The 2,756-nt window shown below is 36.4% G+C and carries 3 protein-coding genes; 1 reads left to right on the forward strand and 2 read right to left on the reverse strand.

Translation table 11 applies throughout. The features are described from left to right. Nucleotides 1-148 precede the first annotated feature (148 nt). Nucleotides 149-1,360 carry a restriction endonuclease gene (locus tag RAC86_RS37535; protein ID WP_377886839.1) on the forward strand — a complete coding sequence of 404 codons (1,212 nt, stop codon included), beginning with the start codon at nt 149-151 and terminating at the stop codon, nt 1,358-1,360. A 91-nt stretch (nt 1,361-1,451) separates the two neighbouring features. Here the strand turns inward: RAC86_RS37535 and RAC86_RS37540 are convergent, their stop codons facing one another. Together RAC86_RS37540 and RAC86_RS37545 are read right to left on the reverse strand one after the other, a co-directional pair. Next, nucleotides 1,452-1,649, reverse strand: a complete 198-nt coding sequence (locus tag RAC86_RS37540; protein ID WP_088467554.1) for a hypothetical protein — start codon at nt 1,647-1,649, stop codon at nt 1,452-1,454. Next, nucleotides 1,639-2,756, reverse strand: a 1,118-nt coding sequence (locus RAC86_RS37545) for a response regulator aspartate phosphatase (RefSeq protein WP_377886840.1), incomplete at its 5' end; no start/stop codon positions are given. The genes RAC86_RS37540 and RAC86_RS37545, both read right to left, overlap by 11 nt.

Genomic DNA, 2,756 nt, shown 5'->3' on the forward strand with positions numbered 1-2,756 from the left:
AAGTGGAAAAGATAACTAAGTAAATAGTACCACAAGTAATCTAAATAAGTTATGATTTCCTAAAAACCAAAGCTTCCAAGTGGTTCTCGTAAAGGCTTATAATATAAATTGTAAATGTTAACATGCTAACTGAAGGAGAGTTCAGAAGTTGAAAGAAACAAACACACTTAATTCAATTTACCCATTTGAAAGTTTAGAAAATGCCCCTCTCCGTATAGATGCAATTTATGAAGGCGGGAATAAAGGGAATTCTGGAGATGATCCTTTAAATAAGCTATTAGGTGTAGGAATTAGTGGAGGATTTCGCCCAAGAAGAGGGATACAACCAAACTCGTTAGCATTTGTGGTTTTATATACATCAGGAAGTGAATCAGAATGGCCTGATGAGATAAACTTCGAAACCGGACATGTACGTTATTATGGAGATAACAGAGATGCTGGTAGAGAATTGCACGAAAAGAGAGGAAACCAACTATTAAGAGACGCCTTTCATAACATAAGTGAACAAAATTATAAAAATGTTCCTCCCTTCCTTCTATTTCGAAAGAGCCCAACAATAAAGAGTTCAAGGAGCGTAACATTTGTAGGTCTTGCTGTGCCGGGAAGACAACAATTTTCAATTGATGAGAGTTTAGTAGCCATTTGGAGAACACACAAGGGTTCCCGATTCCAAAATTACGAGGCTTATTTTACTTTACTAGATACAGCAAACGAAACAGAAAAATTAAAGGATTGGCTTATCATGAGAACAGTTGACTTAGAGGCATCAGCCAAAATAGCACCTGAACAATGGAAAATATTTGTTTCTAAAGGATTAAATACCATAACTCCTTTGGTTGCAGAACCAATAACAAAGTTTAGAACTAAAGAAGAGCAATTGCCCAACACTAGTGAAGGGTATAAGGCTTTAAAAATCATTTACACATATTTTAAAGATAAACCTATTCAGTTTGAATTTTTTGCTGCTCATATTCTACGGGTGATGGACAAGAATTTCGTAAAGTTTAATTTAACCCGTGCTAGCCGGGATGGCGGAAGAGATGCTATTGGATTATACAAAATAGGAGTGCAAAACAGCATATTAACAATTGATTGCGCAATGGAAGCAAAATGCTATTCTCCTTTAAATGGCTGTCATGTAAAGCAAACAAATCGATTAATATCGCGTATTCGCCACCGCCAGTTTGGAGTCTTTGTAACGACCAGCTATATTAGTAGTCAAGCTTATAAGGAACTTTTAGAAGATGAACATCCGATCCTTGTTATTTCAGGTCGCGACATTGTTGCTATTTTGAAGAAAATCCATATTGATGAAAAAAATATAGAAGCATATATTGAAAGAGTTTTGGCTAAGAAATAGATATAATTATTTTTTAAAAACTTTGTACATAAATCCTATTTTATTATAACTCTATTAGGAAAACAGACGCAGCCTAAGCTGCGTCTTGTCCTTAACCAAGCGTTCCGTTTTCTGCAATCGTTATTTCCTTTCCAAAGATGGCTTTGTCTACCAGGGAGTTCGTTGAATCGTTTGCAGCTTTGCTTGTCATGTTTCTGGATGCCACGTTTACTTCATTTCCTAAGGAAGAACTGATAAAGCTTACACCGATCAAAGCAATTACAGCGCACAAAGTCAGTTTAAATTTCATACAAACAATCCCCTCTCTGAATTTGTTTGCGGGCATGAACCATCTTTTTGAAACAGATAACAGAATCATCCATCTGCCCAATTTCAGTATAAAACTTTGCGGCTAATAATGCCAACTCTTCCATATAAGGATAACCTTGGGATGTCTCTAATTTGTTGAAAACATTTAATAAAATGGACGTTTCTCCTTTTTTGATAAACAGCGCCTGCAATCCTTCGAACATGATTTTAAATAGGCCATTGTCGAATTTACATGCGAAGCGTACGCCTTTTCTGAAACAATCCATTGCCTGGTCTTGTTTATGTTGAAGAAAATAAATTAAGGCTAAATCGTGATAAGCTTGTGTCAAGTTGTTGAAATTTGATTTTTTGAATTGGAGTATCGATTGCTCCATGTATTTTGCTGCTTTCGTCAATTCGCCCATTTTAAGATAACAATTTCCGATATTGAATAAAGCTTGGCCGTAAATCCGCTTGTTTTTGCTTTCAAGCAGCCGTGCGCCTTTTAGTGCCTGCTCGAGGTGAGGGAGTGCCTTTTCATGACTTTCTAAATCGTCGTAGTTACCTGCGATCACAAAATGGCATTGTATGCGGCGGACTGAGTAAAGATCGTGCGTTTTATAGATGTTATACGCCTGAGAAGAATAGTGCATGGATACGTGGGTTTGTTTCATATGATAAAACACTTCAGCCATTTTAAAATAAAATTCCGCCCGCTCAATTTCATCTGAAATATAGGGAATTGTGTTTTCTGCTTTTTGATAGAGTGTAATAGCAGTCAAGAAATTGCCTTGTTTAAATTCATACATTCCCTGAAAAAAGTAATAGTAATATTCAACTAGTTTCTCCATCTTCCTGTTGTTGCCTTCAATTCTCTTTAAATATTCTGACAACTTCATTTGTTTTCCTTCAGATGGAATCACATAGTCAATCATAAGCTGATGGCGAAATGCAATGAGCTGATAGTAAATCAAGAGGTCTTGGTCTTCTTCCATAATGTCAATGTCCCGTTCGATCTCAGCTTTAAGCATTTCAGCATCTGTCACATTAAACTTTTGAATATGCCGGTTCCACTCATTAATTTTCATCCCAACGTGCGGAGACGAAA

The sequence above is a fragment of the Bacillus sp. LR_5 genome (assembly GCF_042709275.1).

Coding starts and splice junctions, on each gene's coding strand:
- RAC86_RS37540 (WP_088467554.1), bottom strand. CDS start 1,649: ATGAAATTTAAACTGACTTTGTGCGCTGTAATTGCTTTGATCGGTGTA.